We start from the raw sequence: 1,442 nt of genomic DNA on the forward strand, positions 1-1,442 counted from the left end.
CCCGAGGACCGCACGGTTCACCATGATCGACACGACGAAGATCATGCCGTCCGAGGCAGCCATGTCCAACTCGCCGCAATCACGCACCAGCTCGTAAGACCTGCCGCGCCGTCGAACTCCAGATCACCTACGCGGACCGCAGCAGCACCACCCGTACCCGCACCCTGCGCGAGCCCACCGCCCACACCCCCCGCCTCACCGACACGCTCTACGCGGCGTTCACCTCGCTCGGCCTGCAGCGGGCCCGGATCCGCGCCGTCACCGTCCGGGTCGCCCACCTCGCCCCGGCCGCCACCGGCCACACCCAGCTCACCTTCGACCCGCAGACCGAGGACCGCCGCACCCTCGAACCCGTCATCGACCGGGCCGACCACCGGTGGGGCACCGGCACCCTCCGCCCGGCCGCGCTCACCGCGCCCGGGTCCGGCCGCGGCCAAGCCCGCGAGGGGGAGGTGCGGGTCGGTCCGAGTTGGACCACACCAGCACGCCGGGGCCGTCCGGCGTGATCACCGGCACCCAGGCCTCGTCGACCTCGCGGATCCGGCACTCGTCCGGCCACAGCCGGTGCGGCTCCTCGGACGTCCCGTCACAGGCCCAGTAGCGGACGGCTCCGACGCTCTCGCGGAGCCCGCCCCGCTCGTCCTCCGACCATGCGCGGTTCCAGGTGCCGGCGCCGCGGAACGGCTGTTCGAACAGCTCGCGCAGGGCATCCGGCCCGGTCCGGTCGAACAACGGCACCGGGAACCCCTCGACCTGCCCCCGCCGGCAGGCCGTCCCGCCGTACTGCTGCTGGTGGGCGATCCCCGTCCGTGCCTCGACCACCACGGACAACCGGCCGCCGCCACTGGTGCCGTCCGGATCGAGGAGGACGAAGCGCGGCGGAACTCCTGGGTGCGGGTCTTCCCTACGGCCGGCTCAGGGGCGGGAGCCGGGCGAGCAGCGCCGCTTCCGGATTCGCCGGGCAGCCTGCTCCGCGGGATGCCGTCCATGATCTTCACGACCCGGCGAGGACAGCGGGAGAGCGCATGAGCACCGCCCCCACCACCCGGCCGCCCGGTGCACCCGAGGTCACGTTCAGGGCGCTGGTGCGCAAGTGGTTCGAGCCGACCTCGCCGCTGGGCGCGATCCTGATCGTCGTCGTCGCGGCGGTGCTCGTCCGGTTCCTCACCGTCGTCCTCCCCGCCCACCTGGTCATCGGCTGGAAGTAGCCCGCCGTCCGCCACATCGCCCGGGAACCGGCCGGGCCCTGCGTGTCGGGGCCGGGGTCGGGTTCAGGGGCCGGTGAGCATCGCACCGGGCACGACGACCACCGCGACCTCGCCCCCGCGGGTACGTCCGACCCAGACCTGTGCCCAGCCCTCCGGGACGCAGACGGTCAACAGGTCGGCCCCGCGGGCCTCGTCGCGGGTGCGCTCGAAGTGGTCGTCGCAGAGGTCCTCGGT

Annotated in this window: 2 protein-coding genes and 1 pseudogene; 2 read left to right on the forward strand and 1 reads right to left on the reverse strand. The window is 73.9% G+C overall.

Annotated features, from left to right (window positions below; all coding sequences use genetic code 11):
* Positions 1-104: 104 nt before the first annotated feature.
* Positions 105-506: pseudogene (locus IE98_RS52815) on the forward strand (hypothetical protein); the annotation flags it as partial.
* Here the strand turns inward: IE98_RS52815 and IE98_RS0141470 are convergent.
* On the reverse strand, positions 409-825 hold the full coding sequence (locus tag IE98_RS0141470; RefSeq protein ID WP_052391631.1) for a DUF6210 family protein: 417 nt from the start codon (positions 823-825) through the stop codon (positions 409-411). The pseudogene IE98_RS52815 and the gene IE98_RS0141470 sit on opposite strands and share 98 nt — an antisense overlap.
* Before the next feature lie 200 nt (positions 826-1,025).
* Between IE98_RS0141470 and IE98_RS0141475 the strand changes: the two genes are divergently transcribed.
* On the forward strand, positions 1,026-1,208 hold the full coding sequence (locus IE98_RS0141475) for a hypothetical protein (protein WP_030277905.1): 183 nt from the start codon (positions 1,026-1,028) through the stop codon (positions 1,206-1,208).
* The last annotated feature ends 234 nt before the right edge of the window (positions 1,209-1,442 follow it).

This window comes from Streptomyces sp. NRRL B-24484, assembly GCF_000717715.1.
Lineage (GTDB): Bacteria > Actinomycetota > Actinomycetes > Streptomycetales > Streptomycetaceae > Kitasatospora.

What these genes read in the sequence shown, in the direction of transcription:
- IE98_RS0141475 (WP_030277905.1), top strand. Translation starts at nt 1,026, where the DNA reads ATGAGCACCGCCCCCACCACCCGGCCGCCCGGTGCACCCGAGGTCACG.